15 protein-coding genes are annotated in these 18,340 nt (G+C 57.3%); 6 read left to right on the forward strand and 9 right to left on the reverse strand.

What is annotated here, in order from left to right; all coding sequences use genetic code 11:
• The first annotated feature begins 12 nt into the window (after positions 1-12).
• From pheT to cobB, 6 genes are read left to right on the forward strand one after another with little or no spacing between them, the layout of a single operon-like run.
• Positions 13-2,412 (forward strand): phenylalanine--tRNA ligase subunit beta, encoded by a 2,400-nt coding sequence (pheT, locus tag BN1135_RS17665; RefSeq protein ID WP_042023325.1) that lies wholly within the window; start codon positions 13-15, stop codon positions 2,410-2,412.
• A 3-nt stretch (positions 2,413-2,415) separates the two neighbouring features.
• Positions 2,416-2,712 (forward strand): integration host factor subunit alpha, encoded by a 297-nt coding sequence (gene ihfA, locus BN1135_RS17670; RefSeq protein ID WP_005300715.1) that lies wholly within the window; start codon positions 2,416-2,418, stop codon positions 2,710-2,712.
• Between the two features lie 15 nt (positions 2,713-2,727).
• Entirely contained in the window at positions 2,728-6,699 is a 3,972-nt protein-coding gene (locus tag BN1135_RS17675; RefSeq protein ID WP_042023326.1) for a response regulator, read from the forward strand.
• Entirely contained in the window at positions 6,686-7,930 is a 1,245-nt protein-coding gene (locus BN1135_RS17680) for a response regulator (protein WP_042023328.1), read from the forward strand. Before BN1135_RS17675 ends, BN1135_RS17680 begins: the two co-directional genes overlap by 14 nt.
• Positions 7,931-7,933: 3 nt before the next feature.
• A complete protein-coding gene (locus BN1135_RS17685; RefSeq protein ID WP_042023329.1) occupies positions 7,934-8,575 on the forward strand; it encodes a hypothetical protein in 642 nt (213 codons plus the stop codon).
• A 60-nt stretch (positions 8,576-8,635) separates the two neighbouring features.
• Positions 8,636-9,409: a Sir2 family NAD+-dependent deacetylase gene (gene cobB, locus BN1135_RS17690; protein WP_042023331.1), complete on the forward strand. Its 774-nt coding sequence runs from the start codon at positions 8,636-8,638 to the stop codon at positions 9,407-9,409.
• A gap of 65 nt (positions 9,410-9,474) precedes the next feature.
• Here cobB and BN1135_RS17695 read toward each other — a convergent pair whose 3' ends face one another.
• The 9 genes from BN1135_RS17695 to BN1135_RS21800 all read right to left on the reverse strand — a co-directional run bounded on the left by BN1135_RS17695 (position 9,475) and on the right by BN1135_RS21800 (position 18,286).
• Entirely contained in the window at positions 9,475-10,500 is a 1,026-nt protein-coding gene (locus BN1135_RS17695) for a substrate-binding domain-containing protein (protein WP_042023332.1), read from the reverse strand.
• On the reverse strand, positions 10,500-11,432 hold the full coding sequence (gene rbsK / locus BN1135_RS17700; protein WP_042023334.1) for a ribokinase: 933 nt from the start codon (positions 11,430-11,432) through the stop codon (positions 10,500-10,502). The genes BN1135_RS17695 and rbsK overlap by 1 nt, the downstream gene beginning before the upstream one ends.
• Positions 11,433-11,540: 108 nt before the next feature.
• Positions 11,541-12,416, reverse strand: a complete 876-nt coding sequence (gene rbsB, locus BN1135_RS17705; RefSeq protein WP_042023335.1) for a ribose ABC transporter substrate-binding protein RbsB — start codon at positions 12,414-12,416, stop codon at positions 11,541-11,543.
• A 35-nt stretch (positions 12,417-12,451) separates the two neighbouring features.
• Positions 12,452-13,420, reverse strand: a complete 969-nt coding sequence (gene rbsC / locus BN1135_RS17710) for a ribose ABC transporter permease (RefSeq protein WP_042023338.1) — start codon at positions 13,418-13,420, stop codon at positions 12,452-12,454.
• The gene (gene rbsA / locus BN1135_RS17715; protein ID WP_042023341.1) at positions 13,417-14,952 is read right to left on the reverse strand and encodes a ribose ABC transporter ATP-binding protein RbsA; all 1,536 of its coding nucleotides are present in this window, start codon (positions 14,950-14,952) and stop codon (positions 13,417-13,419) included. The genes rbsC and rbsA overlap by 4 nt, the downstream gene beginning before the upstream one ends.
• 21 nt (positions 14,953-14,973) lie before the next feature.
• Entirely contained in the window at positions 14,974-15,393 is a 420-nt protein-coding gene (gene rbsD / locus BN1135_RS17720; protein ID WP_042023342.1) for a D-ribose pyranase, read from the reverse strand.
• 221 nt (positions 15,394-15,614) lie between these two features.
• Complete coding sequence (locus BN1135_RS17725; RefSeq protein WP_042023343.1) at positions 15,615-16,232, reverse strand: glutathione S-transferase family protein; 618 nt, start codon at positions 16,230-16,232, stop codon at positions 15,615-15,617.
• 195 nt (positions 16,233-16,427) lie between these two features.
• Entirely contained in the window at positions 16,428-17,297 is an 870-nt protein-coding gene (locus BN1135_RS21795; protein WP_082186831.1) for an SIR2 family protein, read from the reverse strand.
• Positions 17,294-18,286: a ParA family protein gene (locus BN1135_RS21800; RefSeq protein WP_082186832.1), complete on the reverse strand. Its 993-nt coding sequence runs from the start codon at positions 18,284-18,286 to the stop codon at positions 17,294-17,296. The genes BN1135_RS21795 and BN1135_RS21800 overlap by 4 nt, the downstream gene beginning before the upstream one ends.
• Positions 18,287-18,340 lie beyond the last annotated feature (54 nt).

The raw sequence follows: 18,340 nt of genomic DNA on the forward strand, positions 1-18,340 counted from the left end.
GGGCGAGAGAACATGAAATTCAGTAAATCCTGGGTGATGGAGTGGGTCCGCACCGAGTTGAGTGACAACGCACTGGCCGAGCAGATCACCATGGCTGGTCTGGAAGTGGACGCCGTGGAAGCGGTGGCTGGCCAGTTCAACAATGTGGTCGTGGGTGAAGTGGTCGAGTGTGCCCAGCATCCGGACGCCGACAAGCTGCGGGTGACCAAGGTCAACGTGGGTGAGGCCGAGCTGCTAGACATCGTCTGCGGCGCGCCGAACTGCCGTCAGGGCTTGAAAGTGTGCGTGGCCAAAGTAGGGGCGACCCTGCCGGGTGATTTCACCATCAAGAAAGCCAAGCTGCGTGGCCAGCCGTCTCACGGCATGCTCTGCTCTTTCAGTGAGCTGGGTATCGAAGTAGAGGCGGACGGCATCATCGAATTGCCGGCCGATGCCCCCATCGGCACCGATATTCGCGACTACCTCAATCTGAACGACGTCTCCATCGACGTGGATCTGACCCCGAACCGTGCCGATTGCCTCGGTATCGCCGGTCTGGCCCGTGAGATCGGCGTGCTCAACAGCGTGGACGTGGTCGAGCCGACCTGGGCACCTGCTGTTGCCACTATTGACGCAACTTTCCCGATCCGGGTTGAAGCAACCGCCGATTGCCCCCGTTATCTGGGGCGCGTTATCAAGGGGCTGAACCTGCAGGCCCAGAGCCCGCTCTGGATGCAAGAGAAGCTGCGCCGTGGTGGTATCCGCTCCATCGACGCCATCGTAGACATCACCAACTACCTGCTGCTGGAATACGGTCAGCCGATGCACGCCTTCGATCTGGCGGCGCTTGAAGGGGAACTGGTGGTGCGCCGCGCCCATAGCGATGAGCCGATGACCCTGCTCGACGGCAACGAAGTGAAGCTCAAAGAGACCACGTTGGTGATTGCCGATGCCAAAGGTCCTGCCTGCATGGCCGGTATCTTCGGTGGCAATCGCACTGGCGTTTCCGAGACCACCACCGACATCCTGCTGGAGTGCGCCTTCTTCGCGCCGCTCTCCATCACCGGTCGTGCCCGTGCCTACGGTCTGCACACCGACTCCTCCCATCGCTTCGAGCGCGGGGTTGATCCCGAGCTGCAAGCCAAGGTGATGGACAGAGCCACCCGTCTGCTGCTGGACATTTGTGGCGGAGAGTGCGGCGGTGAAGCGGGTCCGGTCATCGAAGTCAAATCCGATGCCCATCTGCCGAAGGCTGCGCCCATCAAGTTGCGTCGCACCAAGCTCGACAAGGTGATCGGTATCAGCGTGGTTGATGCTCAGGTGGTCGAGATCCTGACCCGCCTCGGCATGCAGGTCACTGTGGATGCTGACGGTTGGACTGCGCTGGCGCCCTCCTGGCGTTTCGATATCGCCATCGAGGAAGATCTCATCGAGGAAGTGGCCCGCATCTACGGCTACAACAACATCCCGAACCTCAAACCCGCCGCTTCTCTGGCGATGGTTGAGCAGGCAGAAGGGCAGGTGACCCTCAAGCGGGTACGTGATCTGCTGGTTGACCGCGGTTTCCAGGAAGCGATCACCTACAGCTTCGTCGATCCCAAGACCCAGCAAACCCTGTTCCCGCAGAGCGATGCCATCGTGCTGCCCAACCCGATCTCGGTCGAGATGTCCGCCATGCGCGTCTCTCTGTTCCCGGGTCTGGTACAGGCAGTGGTCTACAACCAGAACCGTCAGCAGCCGCGCGTACGTCTGTTCGAGCAGGGTTTGCGTTTCATCAAGGATGAAAGCGCCGAGAACGGCATCCGTCAGGAGCCGATGCTGGCAGGTATCATCATTGGCAACCAGAGCGACGAGCACTGGGACATCAAAACCCGCGCAGCCGACTTCTTTGATTTGAAAGGGGATCTGGAAGCAGTGCTGGACTTGACCGCCGAAGGGGCCACCTTTACCTTCGAGCGTACCGAGCACAGCGCCCTGCACCCGGGCCAGAGCGCAGCCATCCTGCGTAATGGCGAGGTCATCGGCCACATCGGCGTGATCCACCCGAGCCTCGAGAAGAAGCTGGGCCTCAAGAGCCGTGCGGTGATGTTTGAACTGGAGCTGGACAAGCTGACTCCGGCCAAGGTGCCGATGGCTGCCGAAGTTTCCAAGTTCCCGGCGAACCGTCGTGACATCGCCGTGGTGGTCGACCGTCAGGTTCTGGCAGGTGATGTTCTTGCAGTAATTAAAAAAGTTGGCGGAAATCAGGTAGTTGGAATAAACTTGTTTGACGTATACCAGGGTGCTGGTATGGCAGAGGACAAGAAGAGCCTGGCCATCAGTCTTGTATTGCAAGATACCCAGCGCACTCTGGAGGAGAAAGAGATTGCCGAGACCGTAGACAATGTCGTGCGGGTCCTTGGTGAAGAGTTGAATGCATCCTTGAGGGATTGATCTATGGCGCTTACCAAAGCCGACATTGCAGAGCACCTGTTCACCCAACTCGGGATGAGCAAGCGTGAAGCCAAAGATATGGTGGAAGCCTTCTTTGAGGAAATCCGACAGGCGCTTGAGCGTGGTGAACAAGTCAAGATTTCAGGCTTCGGTAACTTTGACCTTCGTGAGAAGAATCAGCGTCCTGGACGAAATCCCAAGACGGGCGAAGATATTCCGATCAGCGCCCGTCGGGTGGTGACCTTCCGGCCTGGCCAGAAACTGAAGGCCAGGGTAGAAAATGTTGAACCCAACGAGTGATAAAAAGCCAGGCAGATGCCTGGCTTTTGTTTTCAGATGACAAAACTCCCCATTTTTTTCCTGGGCGCCGTGCTGGCCATGCCGCTGCATGCCATGGTACTGCCCCTCCCGCCCGCGACCCAAGCCTATGTGGACTCCATCAAGAAGTTGGAAGTCTGTTATCCGGCGACACTTCCACCTCCTTACCTGTTAGCGGAGGGGGGCTTGTTCAAGGATCGTTTGGTCAGACTGGCCGACGTATTGCCGGTGCCGCTGACGATTCATGAATTACCTGACTGGCAAGCTGTGCGTGATGCCCTGCTACAGGGGCGTTGCGATATTGTCCCTCATGTCGGCCCCATCTCCGCCGTACTACCCAACATGCGGGTGAGTCGCGCTATGCTGGAGACCGACTCGGCCATTCTCTATCGTGGCGATCTGCATAACGCGACATTTTTAGCCTCACCCGCCATGGGCTCCACTCGAACGCTAAAGGACCTCTACCCTGATGCGGTGATCAAGCCATTGTCTAAACAGGAAAATCTTTACTCCGCGCTGGAAAGTGGCAAAGGCAACGCCTATCTGGGGGACTATTTGCAACTGCGCTATATGATGCGTGAGTTCCCCGCGGATGGCTTGCGCTTGCGGCGTTTGCTCGGGAATGAGCGGGTAGTCAGCTATCGACTGATGATGCGTGGTGGACCTGAGTTGGTTCAATTGATTGATACAGCAATTCGCTATATGCCTGCCGGTAGCCTGTACGCTGATTTGGGTCGCTATCTCGACCAAGGGTCCCTTTATATCGACCAGCTGCGCTTGACCGATATTGAGCAGGCCTGGTTGTCCGGCAGACAGCGCACGGTGCGCTTGGTGGTGAACCCCGAGTTAATGCCCTATAGCGGCATCAATGAGCAAGGGGAGACGAAAGGGTGGAGCGCGGATGTGTTGCGCTGGGTCACGCAGGAGACCGGCCTGACATTCAAACTGGTGCCCGCAGCCAGCAAGGCGGAGGCGATAGATAAGCTGCGTCGAGGTGAGGCGGATATGATGGCAGGGTTGCCCGAATCACCGGCCCTTGCGGATGAGTTTACCTTCAGCAGGATGATCTCCATCAACCGCTTTGCTTTGATCAGCAAGCACACAGTGCCAACTGACCATATCAGTCAGCTTAAACGGCAACGTATTCTGGTCCCTGAGTCGCTCTATGATCCCTCCTTGTTGGCTCAGCTGGGCCAGCAGGAGTGGATCCGTACCGATAATGTGGCGCAAGGGCTGGCCGCTTTACGTCAGGGCAAAGCAGATGCCATGTTGAGCGAGCTGTATCAGCTGCAATACCCGCAGCGTACCAACCTGCTGGAAGGGCTCGATATCGAAGAGCTGGAAGACAAGTTTGGTCTTGGATTTGCGATGAACAAACAGGAGATTGAGCTGGCCGGGGTGTTAGACCGCAATCTGATGATCCTGACGAGTACCCAAATGGATGAACTCAATCAGCGCTGGCGCCGCCTGCTGGTGGTACAGCAGCCTGGGGTGAGTTATGCCGCCTGGTTTGGCTCCATCTTGATGGCGTTATTGATCAGCATCAGTGTGATTTCGATGATCTGGCGTTCCCGTCAGCAACTGGCCCGGGAGATAGCCCAGCGCCAAGAAGTTGAGAAGGCGCTGGCTATCGAGAGTGAACTGCGTGAAACCATGTTCCAAGCGTTGCCTGTTCCGGTTTTTTTACGCAACAGCCAGGGCAAGGTGATCAAGTCCAACAAACAGGGTCGGCGCTTGGCCATCCGTTATGCGGAGCAGCTGATGCTGCCTCCGGTACAACATCAGAAGAGTGAAGGCGAGCTGGTGTTGGGCGAACAGGTTTTTGCTTATGCCCAGCACCCCTTGCGTTTGGATAAACAAGCGCCCGCGACCGACCTTATCGCGTTATCGGACATCAGTGTGTTACGTGAGCAAGCTCGTTTCTTGCGCCAGGGTGAACGCCGGCTGCGTGCCTTGACCAATACGGTTCCCGGTGTCGTGCTGCAATTTATGTTTGAGCGGGGGCGGGTAGGGAACATCGAGTTTATCAGCCGGGGTTGCTATGAGTTGCTTGGGCTGGCCAGCCAGCAGATCCGCCGTGAACCGAAACGGGTGCTCACAATGCTGGAGCGTGAAGATCGCCGCCAGGTCCGCCGCGAGATGTTTGCCATGCTGCAGGGCGGTACGCCTTTCTCGTTCACCCTGCGTTACCACCATCCCACCAAAGGCGAACGCTGGTTGCAGCTCTATGGTCGTGGTCGTACCCAGTCACAAGGCTGGCGGATATATGCGGTGATGCAGGATGTGACGACACGTATCGAGCAGGATCAGGCATTGCAGCACTCCCATGAGCAGGCGCAGCAAGCGGTGCTGGCCAAGGGGCGCTTCATGGCTGCCATCAGCCATGAGATCCGCACCCCGATGAACGCAATACTCGGGTTGCTGGAGTGGTTGGCCAGCACACCATTGTCGCAGGAACAAGGGTCTGCACTGGCACGGGTACGTCAGGCGGGAGATGAACTGCTTGGCCTGCTCAACGATGTGCTCGATTTCAGCCGCAACGAAAACAGCAAGTTCGCGCTCTCGCCCCAGCCCACCGATTTTACCGAGCTGTGCGAGCACGTGGCGGCGGTGCACTGGACTAAGGCGCGGGCCAAGGGATTGCAACTGCGCCTGCAGCTGGACCCGGCTCTGCCAGCCCTGCAGACCCTCGATCCCCATCGGGTGCGGCAGGTGCTGCACAATCTGCTCTCCAATGCCATCAAGTTCAGCCAGCGTGGGGAAGTGGTGCTGTGGGCCGAGCAGGCCGCGTCGACCTTGCGCTTCGGCGTCGATGATGAGGGGCCGGGGATCACCGCCAAAATGCGCCCTACGCTCTTTATGCCCTTCGAACAGTTTGCCGTTGAAGGCCAGCTGCGGGCGCCGGGCACCGGTCTTGGCTTGGCGATCTGCAAGCAACTGATCGAACACATGGGGGGGCATATCGATGTTGAGGCGCGAGTCGGCGGCGGCAGCCGCTTCTTCTGCGAGTTGCCCCTGAAGCGGGTGCAGCAGAAGCCGGACTGGCAGCCCAAGGTACGACAACTGGCGCTCTCCTTACCCCATGATGAGGCGCTGAATATTGCAGCCTGGCTCACCCGATTCGGGATCGTTATCGCCAGCAACGCCCACCATAAATTGCAGGCTGAGGTTGATGAACAGGGTCTCTACTATTGGGCATGGCAAGGGGAGTCCTGGGTCCCCGGCACCATCATCACCCTGCTGCAGCCACGCTTGATCCCTGGCCAACCGGTCGCTGGCACCCAACCCGGACTGGGTATGCGGGTGCTGCTGGTTGAAGATCACGATGTCAATCGCGAGCTGATCAGCCTGCAGCTGGGGCAACTCGGTGCCACTGTGGTGACCGCCGCCAACGGGCAACTGGCGCTGGAAGTGCTGGCACAGCATGAGGTGGACGTGGTGCTGACCGATTTGCAGATGCCGGTGATGAACGGCGCCGATCTTTGCAGACAACTGCGTCAATCGATCCGCTTATCCCATCTTCCCGTCTATGTGATCACCGCAGATCTCAGTGAGCAGGCAGCTAGTGAGCTGCAATCCTGTGGTTGCGATGGTCATCTCGACAAGCCGGTCGCCCTCAAGGAGCTGGCGACTCTGTTGCGCCATATTGCCAGAGAGGGGGGCAATGCCGTCGCCCCGACACCGGTTGCTTCGCTGCTGACCGATGAACTGGCGGCCCTTTATCTCAAGGCTACCCGGGATGATCTGGCTGAACTTGATCGCTCTTTTTTAGCTAAAGATGATGTTGGCGTGAAAGCTGCTTTACATAAATTGAAGGGGGCCGCCAGAATGGTCGGAGCGACCGGGTTGGTGGCGGTCATTGAAGAGTGGCAACAAGCGCCCCATCCGGCGCTGCAAGCCAGATTGAACCGGGCATTGGAGCAGTTCAGCCAGCAGTTTTCAAAGAGGGCTCAAGATGATCATCACTGATGAAGAATTACTGGCGTTGCTCGATTCGGAAGAGCATGAGGCGGCAGGATTTTGCCCCATTGTGCTCTATGCCCTCGATCGCACCTCCCATGAGCTGGCCAGCGCCATGACATTGCCCTCCTATGTCACGCTGATCCGCACCCAACCGGATGCCTGCTGGCAGTGGCAAGGGCTGTTTGCGGCTGGTGCCATCGCGCTTTACGATCCTGGTGCGCATCAGCAGGCTGACTACCTTCCTCAACTGCAACAGCATGAGGGGATCTATGCCATTGGTGAAGATTGGCAGGGAGGCCTCGTGGCCAGTTACCGTGACTGGTGTAACTGGCTTGCGGCGCGCAAGATTTTGCTGCTCGAAGATCATCCGTTCCAAGGAGTGCAAATGCAGCAAACCATCGCAGCATTGGGTCTTTCTTGCCAATGGGTGCAGGACGAAACGACTTGTCTTGCGGCGCTGGAGGCGGGCGATATCAGCCTGCTGGTGTGCGATCTCAGTCTGGTGGAACAGGATGCCATCAGCCTGCTGATGAGCCAGCCCCAGTTGCAGGAGGCTGGGCTGCCCATCGTGCTGCTCTCTGCCCACGAGCAGACCCTGATCGATGGTGCCCGCCGGTTGCTCCACGATGCCGGTTTCAATATTCTGGCCGCACTGGCCAAGCCGCTTGATTGCGATGCACTGCTCAGGTTACTGCGCGGACTCTATCTGGGCCCGTTGCGTCAGCAGCGCTTAAGTGGTCAGCGCCGAACTATCCGCCTGTGGCAGGGGGCTGTGCTGGGGCAGCTTGGTCTGCTCTCCAGCCCTGGCTTCCAGCATCCGGTCTGGTTGGCGGTGACTGGCTTGCCGAGCCGCTGGGAAGCGCTCAAGGAGTGGTTGGCGGAGCAGTCGCGCACCCCGTCCGAACTGACCCTGCTGATCCACCGTCGCGATCACCTGCTGAGCAATGCGGATCGTTTCGCATTGGTGCTGCAAGCCAGTCTGGCGGGCAGCAAGCTGGCTCTGCTGCTCGATAGCAGCCAGCATCTGCCCTTCGACCTGCTGGAGCGGCTGCCGTTGCAGGCCGTATTACTGGGGCAGGGGATCCTGCCTGAGCTCGATGCTTTGCCGCCAGACTCCTTATTGGGACGTTTTATGACCCGGGTCGGAGAGCTGGGGATTACCATCTATCTTGATGATCCCTACAATTTGCTCGATGTCGAAGTGTGGCGAGATCGCGGTATTGCGGGGCGCTGGTAACTCATGCCGCGCTACCTCTGCTGGCCGATACACAGGGAGCGCCTGGCCAAGGGGCTCGATGGTTGGCCTCATCCGGTTTCGCGCACCGCGCTGCCGCTGGCGATGAGCGTTACAGGCGTACCTTGTCTGCTACGGGAGCTGCATGGTGTAGAGCCTGCTCGCATGCTGGCAGCCTATGATGCACTCAGTGAAGAGAGCATCTATCTGCGTTTTATGCGTGCCAAACGAACGCCAGCACCGGAACAGGTCGCACAGTTTCTTGATTACAATCCCGATCATCAAATCTCATTATTGCTAACGGATCTGGCGGGTCAGCCGTTGGCTCAGGCTCAATCTATCCGCCGCCGTTTGCATCCCGATCGAGCAGAATTTGCCTGTATCGTGGCGGACCATTTCCAGCATAAGGGGGCAGGCAGACGCATTTTATTGTCGCTGGCACTGCTGGCCCGGGCGGACGGGATCCTGGATTGGACGGCGGAAGTGCTGGCCCAGAATCGGCCTATGCTCACCCTGTTAAAGCGGTTGGGCTTGCCGCTGACCTTGGTCACTGGTCGAGAGATGGTATTTGTCAGGCTTGATTTGTCGGCGCTGGATCCCTGGTTGCCAGTGCCGCCAGCCGGACCCTTTAAGACCAAGGGCGAATAGAGCCATTTTTTACCCTGTGCTAAGGTCACATTCATTATGCGGGGATAGACGGAGCAGCTTATGGCGCAGTCATATAAACATATCGTGATCCTGACAGGAGCGGGCATCTCTGCCGAATCAGGCATCAAGACCTTCCGAGCCTGTGATGGATTGTGGGAAGAGCACAAGGTCGAGGATGTGGCGACCCCCGAGGGGTATGCCAGGGATCCCGAGCTGGTGCTCGGGTTTTACAACTCTCGCCGCAAACAGCTGCAACAACCCCAGGTTCATCCTAATCCCGCTCACTATGCGCTGGCCCGCCTCGAGCGTCTTCTGCCGGGTTCGGTCACCCTGGTGACCCAGAATATCGACAATCTGCACGAGAGTGCTGGTAGCAAGAACCTTATCCATATGCACGGCGAGCTGCTCAAGGCCCGTTGCCCCGAGTCCGGTCAGGTGATCGAGTGGCGCGGTGATCTCCATCAGGATGAGCTCTGCTCCTGCTGCCAGTTTCCCCAGCCGATGCGCCCCCATGTGGTGTGGTTTGGCGAGATGCCGCTCGGGCTGGATCGGATCTACAGCGCGCTGGCCCAGTGCGATCTCTTTATCTCCATTGGCACTTCGGGGGCTGTCTATCCGGCGGCGGGCTTTGTTCACGAGGCAGGCCTCAACGGTGCGCACACCATTGAGCTCAATCTCGAGCCGAGCGAGGTGGGTAGCCAGTTTGACGAGAAGCGCTATGGCCCCGCCTCCCTGCTGGTCCCCGCCTATGTAGATGAGTTGCTGGAGGCATGCGGCATCCATCAGCCCAAACAGGTGGAGGGGCACAACTGGATGGAGATGCGTGAACGCTAAGCAGCAGGGATGGCAGAAAAGCAAAAGGCGACTCGGGGAGTCGCCTTTTTGTTGGTCAGTGCCCGTTACGATTGAGCGGGCAGAGGGGAGCAGAGAGGGGCGCAAGATTGCCTGATCACCAGATCTGGGTCGACGGTGATCAGGTGGTTCTCTACCTCCTCGCCGTTGATCCGCGCCAGCAGCCGGGTGACGGCCAGGCGTCCCAGCTCCTCTTTGGGCTGGTTGATGGTAGTGAGCGGTGGTGAGAGGTATTGGGCCAGCGCCACATTGTCATAGCCGACGATGGAGATATCCCGTGGTATCACAATGCCAGCCTGATGTGCGGCACTGATGGCCCCCATCGCCATCATGTCGTTACAGACAAAGAGTGCGGTAGGGCGCGCGGGGAGTGCCAGCAGCCGCTCCATGGCGGCAAAGCCGCTGGCGCAGTCAAAGTCCGCCTCCTGGATCCACGCCGGATTGACGGTGAGACCCGACTCCAACAGTGCCTTTTCAAAGCCTGCCTGCCGCTGGTTAGCGGGGGCGCGACTCTGGGGGCCTGTGATGCAGCCGATGGCGGTATGGCCCAGCTCAATCAGATGACGGGTCGCCAGATAGCCGCCGTGAAAAGAGTTGTCGGCGATCAGATCCACATCCGCGCTGACCAGACCCCAATCCATCACCACCACCGGCAGACTCTTGAGCCAGTCAAGCTGGTTGAACACCTCTTGCTGCCCTTCGCTGCACATGATCAGCAGGCCATCGACCCGCTTGCGTAGCATCATCTTGAGGTAGGACAGCGCCGTCTCGGCCTGCCCCTCGGTGTTGCCCAGCATCAGGTTGTAGCCCTGCTCGAAACAGTAACGCTCAACTCCGCGCACCACTTCGGCAAAGAAGGGGTTGCTGGAGGTGGTGACCAGCATGCCGATACTGTTGGTCTCCTTTACCTTGAGGCTGCGCGCCACCAGGCTCGGGGCGTAGTTGAGCTCGCGCATGGCGGTAAAGACCCGCTCGCGGGTTGCTTCACTGACGAAGCGGGTCTCGTTGATGACGTGGGAGATGGTGGTGGTAGAGACCTGGGCCCTCGCCGCCACCTCCTTGATATTGGCCATCAGCGCTCCGGAGCCGCTTGCGTCAGCAAGAAGGCATCCACCTCAGCTTTGCTGGGGATTGAGCTCTGGGCGCCGAATTTGGTGACCGAGAGCGCCGCTGCACCGTGGGCAAAACGCACCGCGTCGCTGAACTCGGCACCGGCCAGTTCCGCCGCCAGCAGGGCGCCGTTGAAGGTATCGCCGGCAGCTGTGGTGTCTACCGCTTTGACCCGAAAACCCGGGATGAGCTGTTGCTGTTGTCCGTTGCTGCAATAGACTCCTTGGGAGCCCATCGTGATCATTACGTCCGCAATCCCCATCTGGTGGAAGCGGGCCGCCGCCTCGCGGGCACTGGCTTCGTCGGTGACTTTTACGCCGGTCAGCAGCTCGGCTTCGGTCTGGTTGGGGGTGATGAGATCCACCAGCGCCAGCAGGTCGCTCGAGAGCGGGCGGGCGGGGGCGGGGTTGAGCACCACCCGGGTGCCGTGGGCGCGGGCCAGACGAGCCGCTTCGAACACGCTTTCGAGCGGCACTTCCAGCTGCAGCAGCAGGGTATGGGCGTTGGCGATCATGGTTTCATGGCGTTTTACCACCGCAGGGGAGAGGGCCCCGTTGGCTTCGGCGGAGATGCCGATGCTGTTCTCCCCCTCATCGCTGACATAGATGATGGCGATGCCGGTGGGCAGGGTGTCGTCGAGTTCGACTGCGCTCACATCGATGCCATCCTTGGCAAAGCCAGTTTTCATCTGGTGGCCGATGGCGTCATCACCGATACGGGCGATAAAGGAGACGGGAGCGCCAAGGCGCGCGGCGGCGACCGCCTGATTGGCACCCTTGCCACCGGGGACAACCTGATAGCTGTGACCGGTCAGGGTTTCACCCGGACGGGGAAAGTGGGGTACGCGCAGCACATGGTCTGCATTGACACTGCCCATAACGACGAGACGATTCATGTTGATTACTCCTGATGCATCTTGGCTTGAACACTTGCTAGGGTGAATCCAAGCCGGGAGGCACCGCGATTGAAAGGAAAAAGGGGAGGCGAGCCTCCCCAATGTTAATTACTTGCTGACCACTTGCAGCGGCACCGGAATGGATTTCTCTACCGGTTGACCCTTGAGCACCTTGTCGGCAGTTTCAACGCCAATGGCACCGATCAGTGCCGGTTGCTGGGCCACGGTGGCGGCCAGTTTACCTCTGGCTACCGCAGCTTTGCCATCATCAGTGCCGTCGAAGCCGACGATCATCACCTCTTTACCGGCAGCCTGTACCGCGCGGATGGCACCCAGCGCCATTTCGTCGTTCTGGGCGAACACGGCTTGTACGGTCGGGTGGGCCGCCAGCAGGTTTTCCATGACGTTCAGACCCTTGGTGCGGTCAAAGTCGGCCGGCTGGGAAGCGAGTACCTGCAGCTTGTTGGCGGCCACCGCCAGGGCAAAGCCTTCGCCACGGTCACGGGCAGCGGAGGTACCGGCGATCCCTTCCAGCTGGATCACCTTGGCACCGGTACCCAGCTTCTCGGTGATGAAGTCACCGGCCAGCTTGCCACCGGCTACGTTGTCGGAGGCGATGTGGGCCTTGACCTCACCCTGCGCCGCGCCACGGTCCAGGGTCAGCACCGGGATGTTGGCCTTGTTGGCCAGACGGATGGCGTTGCCGACCGCTTCGGAGTCGGTGGGGTTGATCAGAATGGCACCGACCTTGCGTACGGTGAGATCTTCCATATTGGAGAGCTCTTTGGCCGGGTCATTCTGGGAATCCAGCACCACCAGCTCGTAACCAAGCTCCTTGGCTTTGGCTTCGGCCCCCTCTTTCATGGTGACGAAGAAGGGGTTGTTGAGGGTGGAGACCACCATGGCCAGGGTTTGATCGGCGGCCTGGGCAGTGCCCAGCACGGACATGATGGCGGCAGCGAGCAGGGTATTGAGCTTTTTCATCATTTCATTCCTTGTGTGTGGCTGGTGTTACGTTGTTATCGATTGCTTTTGTTATCGACCATCACGGCAAGCAAAATCACACTGGCCTTGGCGATCATCTGGTAATAAGAGGATACGTCGAGCAGGTTGAGGGCGTTGTTGAGGAAGCCGATGATCAGAGCCCCGATCAGAGTCCCCATGATGCGGCCCTTGCCCCCCATCAGGCTGGTGCCACCCAGCACCACGGCGGCGATGGCATCCAGCTCGTAACCCATGCCTGCCGTTGGCTGGGCAGAGGAGAGACGGGAGGTGACGATAAGACCCGCCAGCGCCGAGAGCGCGCCGCACAGACCATACACCGCCAGCTTCACCCGATCCACATTGATCCCTGAGAGGCGGGTAGCAGATTCGTTACCGCCGAGGGCGTAGATGTAGCGACCGAGACGGGTGTGGTTGAGCATGAACCAGACCAGCAGGAAGACGATGGCCATCAACCAGATCGGGACCGGCAGGCCGAGCAGGTAACCGGTACCGAGCCAGGCAAAGTGATCGGCCCCCTCGCTAAAACCGGTGGAGATGGGGCGCCCCTCGGTATAGACCATGGTCACGCCGCGCAGGGCCGTCATGGTGACTAGAGTAGCGATGAACGCCTGCACCTTGCCCTTGGCAATGATGAGGCCGCTGACGCCGCCAAGCAGGGCACCGGCACCCAGGGTGAGGGGCACCACCAGCCAGATCGGCAGCTCCATGGCCACCATGGTGGCCGCCAGCGCGCCGCACAGGGCCAGCACAGAGCCGACCGACAGGTCGATACCGGCAGTGAGGATAACCAGCGTCATGCCGACCGCCATGATGGCGTTGACCGAGGTCTGGCGCAGAATGTTCAGCAGGTTATCGGCGGTGAAGAAGTTGGGACTCAGGAAGGAGACCACACCAATCAGCACCAGCAGGGCGACCAGGGATTTGTTCTCGATCCACCAGGCCTTGCTCATGACGCCACGGCGGGAAAGGGTTTGGGTTGTCATTGGGATGCCTCTTGCTCTGCTTGCCACTGTTTACCGACTGCCGCCGCCATCAGCTTCTCCTGATTGGCGTCACGGGTGTTGAACTCTGCGCTGATGCGCCCTTCGTGCATCACCATGATGCGATCACTCATGCCGAGCACTTCCGGCATCTCGGAGGAGACCAGAATGATGCTCATCCCCTCCTTCTTGAACTGGTTGATCAGCTGATAGATCTCCTTTTTCGCCCCCACGTCGACGCCGCGGGTCGGCTCGTCGAGGATCAACACCTTGGGCCGGGTCAGCAGCCCCTTGGCGATGGCTACCTTCTGCTGGTTGCCGCCGGAGAGCAGCTTGATCAGCTGATCCTGACTCGGGGTCTTGATGTTGAACAGGCGCACATAGTCGCTCACCGCCTGCCGTTCGGCCTTGCCGTCGATCTTGCCGTGGTGGATGAACTCGCCGAGGGCGCACAGACTCATGTTCTCCCGTACCGACAGCTCCAGCACCAACCCATCTCCTTTTCGATCTTCAGAGATATAGGCGATGCCTGCGGCCAGCCCATCGGCCGGACTGCGGGGTACCAGCGCGTGACCGTCAACTTCCACTTCACCGGTGCTGATGGGGCTGGCGCCGTAGATAAGCTTCATCAGCTCGGTGCGGCCAGAGCCCATCAGGCCGCTGAAGCCCAAAATCTCCCCCTGACGCAGGGAGAAGTTCACCCCGCGCACGCCGGGGCCGGCCAGATTTTTCACCTGCAGGCTGACGGGGCCAAGCTCGCGCGCAAGACGCGGGTACTGCTCTTCCAACCGCCGACCGACCATCATCTCGATGATCTTGTCTTCGTCGAGATCGCTCACCGCCTTCTCGCCAATCCATTTGCCATCGCGCAGCACTGTGACCCGATCGCAGATCTGGAAGATCTCCTTGAGGCGATGGGAGATATAAACGATGCCGCAGCCCTGCTGGCGCAGCTCGCGGATAACCACAAACAGCTGCTCGGTCTCGGTGTCGGTCAACGCATCAGTGGGTTCATCCATGATGATGACGCTGGCATCGAACGACAGCGCCTTGGCGATCTCCACCATCTGCTGTTCGCCAATGGAGAGATCCCCAAGCCGGGTATCCGGGCCATGTTTGACGCCGAGTCGGCCCAGCAGGCCGCTGGCCCGCTCGCGCAATTGTTTGTGGTCGATGCTGCCAAAACGGGTTCGCGGTTCGCGACCCAGGAAGATGTTGGCGGCAATCGACAACTCCGGCAGCAGGTTTAGCTCCTGGTGGATGATGCTGATCCCCTGATCCTGAGAGTCGCGGGGGCCCTTGAAGTGGACCGGCTGACCGCGGTAGCTGACGCTGCCCGCATCGGCCTGATAGATGCCGGTCAGCACCTTCATCAGGGTAGATTTACCAGCGCCATTTTCGCCAAGCAGGGCCATCACCTGACCGGAATAGACCCGCAGACCCGCTTCGTCGAGGGCGCGCACACCGGGGAAGGTCTTGACGATCCCGGTGAGCTCCAGAATGGGAGAAAGGGGCGAGGAGGATGTTGTGCTCATTTGCAGCTTCCTTGAAGAGGCTTAAAACGCCACACCGGCGCAGAGGATCAGGTTAGCGTAGGGAGTCACCTCGCCGCTGCGCACGATAGCCTTGCTCTGGCGGGAGCGAGTCTTGAACTCCTCGTGCAGGCAGTATTCGATGGTGATGGGCTTGCCCTGGGCGGCGGCGTGGGCCTCAAGCTGATCGACCAGCACCTGATGGGCTGCGGGGCTGATCTGCTTGATCTCGCTCGCCATGATCACCTTCTCCACCACCAGATCGGTGAACAGGGCGGTCAGTACGGTGCCAAGGCTGGGGGTGCCTGCCATCAGCGCCAGATCGATCCGCTCCGGACCAGCCGGAATGGGCAAGCCGGCATCGCAGACAGTGATCTCGTCGGTGTGGCCCATCTGTGCCACCAGAGCACTCAGGGGAGCATTGAGCAGTACGCCTCGTTTCATACAACACCTCATCAGGCCTTGGCCCGTCAATCTGTGAATCGCGGGGCAACCGGTTACGCAACCGGTTGCTTTGTGCTGCAAAGGTAGGCCATTTCGCGAAAAACGGCCACGGCAAAACAGCGGAAATGTGAAAACGATCGCAAAGGCGGGAGAAGATGTGCAGAGCAGCGATAGAGAAGGGTGCCAGCAGAGCCTGACACCCCTCTTTATTGATTTTATGGTTAGTTAGCCAGCGCCTTGGCGACCGCCGGACGGGTCAGCATGCGCTGATAATGATCGGCAACCTTGGGGAATTCACTGATCTCGACCCCATCGCTTTTCAGCCAACCTGCGACCACGAACAGGTAGATATCCGCCACGCTGAACTGCTCGCCGAGTACCCAGGGGCCTGCCAGATAGTGCCGCTCAATCTGATCAAAACCATCGCGCATATTGCTGGCGACTTTCTGCTGCATGGCTGCAATGGCCTGCTCGTCATCGGCCCAGCGGCTGCCACGGCGACCGTGGGCGTGGGAGACATGCACGGTGGAGGCGAGGAAGCTGTTGACCTCCTGCATGCGGGCCAGCAGGAACGGATTGTCCAGCGGCGCCAGCTTGGCTGCGGGGAAGCGCTGGGCTACATAGAGCAGCAGGGCCGGGGTTTCGGTCAGGGTGCCATGTTCGGTGATGAGGGCCGGTACGCGCCCTTTGGGGTTGATGGCAAGATAAGCGGGATCACGCTGCTCCCCTGCAGCGAGGTTGACGAGACGGGGTTGGAACGGGGCATTCGCTTCCAGCAGGGCAATCTGCACGGCCATGGCACAGGTGCCGGGAGCGAAAAAGAGGGTCAGATCGGACATGAATACTCCTGATTGGCTCAGGCCACCCGCGATATCGGCGAAAGATTGCTTCGCTGAGCACTACGGGCAGTCATGAAAAAGAGAGGGGCAACGTTTGCCCCCCAACCAATCTACACCCCTAAGGGACGATGAAAAAGCTCAGAATTAATCGACCTTAGCAACCTTATCGATAGCTGCGGCTTATTTATGCTTCTCTCACCAATTTAGTGAATCTCGTAGCTCACTGGTTCTATATTCTTCAACTTTTTCAACGAGTTCTACGAGTGACTCTGTAAGTTCAGCATGCCCATTATCAGGTAGATATTCTAGGAACTTTATTCTCATAGAGTCTGATGCAATAGATAAAACATCAGGATGAACTTCCCCTGCTGGAATAGTCATAAAATGAAATGGTGTACGGCCATGAGCAAACTTAACATCTTCAAAAAGCGTTCTAATGTCTGGGTCATCTGTTCCACACCCTAAAAATAGAAATGTGTGTGTTAAGACGAGGGATTTTAAAATCTCATAGAATAGTATATATTTCGTCCTTGCCTCAGCATAATCTTGTCGTGTGAATATAAGGTTTTCTGGATTGTTTACTGAGCCATGAGTTTTCAATATTAGTCTGTTGTTGCCACCTAACAAATAGTTAGCCGTGTCCGGACTAGTGTGATCTTTGATTACAACAGTGCCAGAGGATACGCTAGATGCATAATTATCATAAATACAGTCAAAGTTAGGGCTGGCAACGATAGGGACATCTAGGTTATATATGTGTTCATGAATTTTTGCTGGACGGTAGCCAGCTCGCTGATATTCATGCTGGACTTTATCAATGAATGCATCTCTTGAAAGTTTCTTTTTAATTATTTCGCAGGCAGTGAGATAATCTTTATTGCTAATTAAATTTGAAATACAACCATCATCTTCGATTTCTACAGCACAAATCTTCAAAAACTCTTCCCATGTCGATGGTCTTTTGCCATCTTTGTTGGAAGAGTTTTTAGAAACTCCAGCCCCGATCATTATTACACAACGACGCCGAGCAATCACCTCTATAAGTTCATTGCTCCAGTTTATCATGATTCTATTCTCGCAATGAATTTATCGGAAATTGAATGGAAGAACGATGCTGCCTCATAAACTCTAGTGTAATGTGCTCCAACAACACCATCTTTAGCATTTAAGTCAAATATTGGTGCATGGGCTTGTTGAGAAAGAGGGACAACACTACTTAGAGTAGGAACTTCACCCAAGTCTGCCAATTTAGGGTCCACATCAAAGAATCTACATAGTTCTGCTAATTCAAATAATTGTTTTTCCATTATTCTTTCAAATGCACCAACGGCTTGCCGTACCCCTTCTCTTTTTTTGGCTCTATATTGTTGAACTACATGGCCAGCAAAGCTCAAAGACCAGCCAACATCTTTACCCGCGATTTGAAAGTTATGCCCTTCAGATTCATAGTGTCGTTGGATAGCACCATCAAGAGCGGATTTCCAAGATGTTAGTGACTTAATTATATTCTCAACCGCCATCATGCTGAAAATATCGACGGACAATGGCATCAAAAAATAATCTACACCTAATAGAACAGACCTATTCAATGCACCGAGTGATGGTCCCATATCGATCAATACATAGTCATATTGTTCAAATCTGCTAACAAGTTCCCTAAAAGCATAAGTGGTCTGGAAACCTCTTGGCTCACCATTTCTTGTCTCAGCCCAGTCAGTAGCAAGTAAATCTTCTCTAATTGATAATTTGGGGTCACCGACAATCAGATCTACATTAAATCGTTCACTTCTTACAATTGTAGGTGTTTCTTTTGGATAGCCTTGCCCACGACGAATGGGTTCATAGAATGCATCTACACTATAATGTTTATTGTCCATCAAAATGGATTGCAATTTGTCTTCATCAAGTAAATATGCTGAAGCGTTGCATTGTGGGTCTGCGTCAATAACAAGAACTTTTTTATTATTTTTGATGGCTAGTGAGCCAGCAAGATTACATATTAGAGTGGTTTTCCCCACTCCACCTTTGTTATTGAAAAAGCCGATTGATTTCATATAAAAACCTTTTTCCAATGTTCATTGAAGTTATGCTGCAATCGGTAAGTGTAT

Source organism: Aeromonas sobria (genome assembly GCF_000820145.1).
Taxonomy (GTDB): domain Bacteria; phylum Pseudomonadota; class Gammaproteobacteria; order Enterobacterales; family Aeromonadaceae; genus Aeromonas; species Aeromonas sobria.

Excerpts from the sequence above, each read along its gene's own strand:
- BN1135_RS17725 (WP_042023343.1), bottom strand. The coding sequence starts at position 16,232 with ATGTCCGATCTGACCCTCTTTTTCGCTCCCGGCACCTGTGCCATGGCC.
- rbsD (WP_042023342.1), bottom strand. The coding sequence starts at position 15,393 with ATGAAACGAGGCGTACTGCTCAATGCTCCCCTGAGTGCTCTGGTGGCA.
- BN1135_RS17680 (WP_042023328.1), top strand. The coding sequence starts at position 6,686 with ATGATCATCACTGATGAAGAATTACTGGCGTTGCTCGATTCGGAAGAG.
- pheT (WP_042023325.1), top strand. The coding sequence starts at position 13 with ATGAAATTCAGTAAATCCTGGGTGATGGAGTGGGTCCGCACCGAGTTG.
- rbsC (WP_042023338.1), bottom strand. The coding sequence starts at position 13,420 with ATGACAACCCAAACCCTTTCCCGCCGTGGCGTCATGAGCAAGGCCTGG.
- BN1135_RS17685 (WP_042023329.1), top strand. The coding sequence starts at position 7,934 with ATGCCGCGCTACCTCTGCTGGCCGATACACAGGGAGCGCCTGGCCAAG.
- cobB (WP_042023331.1), top strand. The coding sequence starts at position 8,636 with ATGGCGCAGTCATATAAACATATCGTGATCCTGACAGGAGCGGGCATC.
- ihfA (WP_005300715.1), top strand. The coding sequence starts at position 2,416 with ATGGCGCTTACCAAAGCCGACATTGCAGAGCACCTGTTCACCCAACTC.
- BN1135_RS21795 (WP_082186831.1), bottom strand. The coding sequence starts at position 17,297 with ATGATAAACTGGAGCAATGAACTTATAGAGGTGATTGCTCGGCGTCGT.
- rbsA (WP_042023341.1), bottom strand. The coding sequence starts at position 14,952 with ATGAGCACAACATCCTCCTCGCCCCTTTCTCCCATTCTGGAGCTCACC.
- BN1135_RS21800 (WP_082186832.1), bottom strand. The coding sequence starts at position 18,286 with ATGAAATCAATCGGCTTTTTCAATAACAAAGGTGGAGTGGGGAAAACC.
- BN1135_RS17695 (WP_042023332.1), bottom strand. The coding sequence starts at position 10,500 with ATGGCCAATATCAAGGAGGTGGCGGCGAGGGCCCAGGTCTCTACCACC.
- rbsK (WP_042023334.1), bottom strand. The coding sequence starts at position 11,432 with ATGAATCGTCTCGTCGTTATGGGCAGTGTCAATGCAGACCATGTGCTG.
- BN1135_RS17675 (WP_042023326.1), top strand. The coding sequence starts at position 2,728 with ATGCCTGGCTTTTGTTTTCAGATGACAAAACTCCCCATTTTTTTCCTG.
- rbsB (WP_042023335.1), bottom strand. The coding sequence starts at position 12,416 with ATGAAAAAGCTCAATACCCTGCTCGCTGCCGCCATCATGTCCGTGCTG.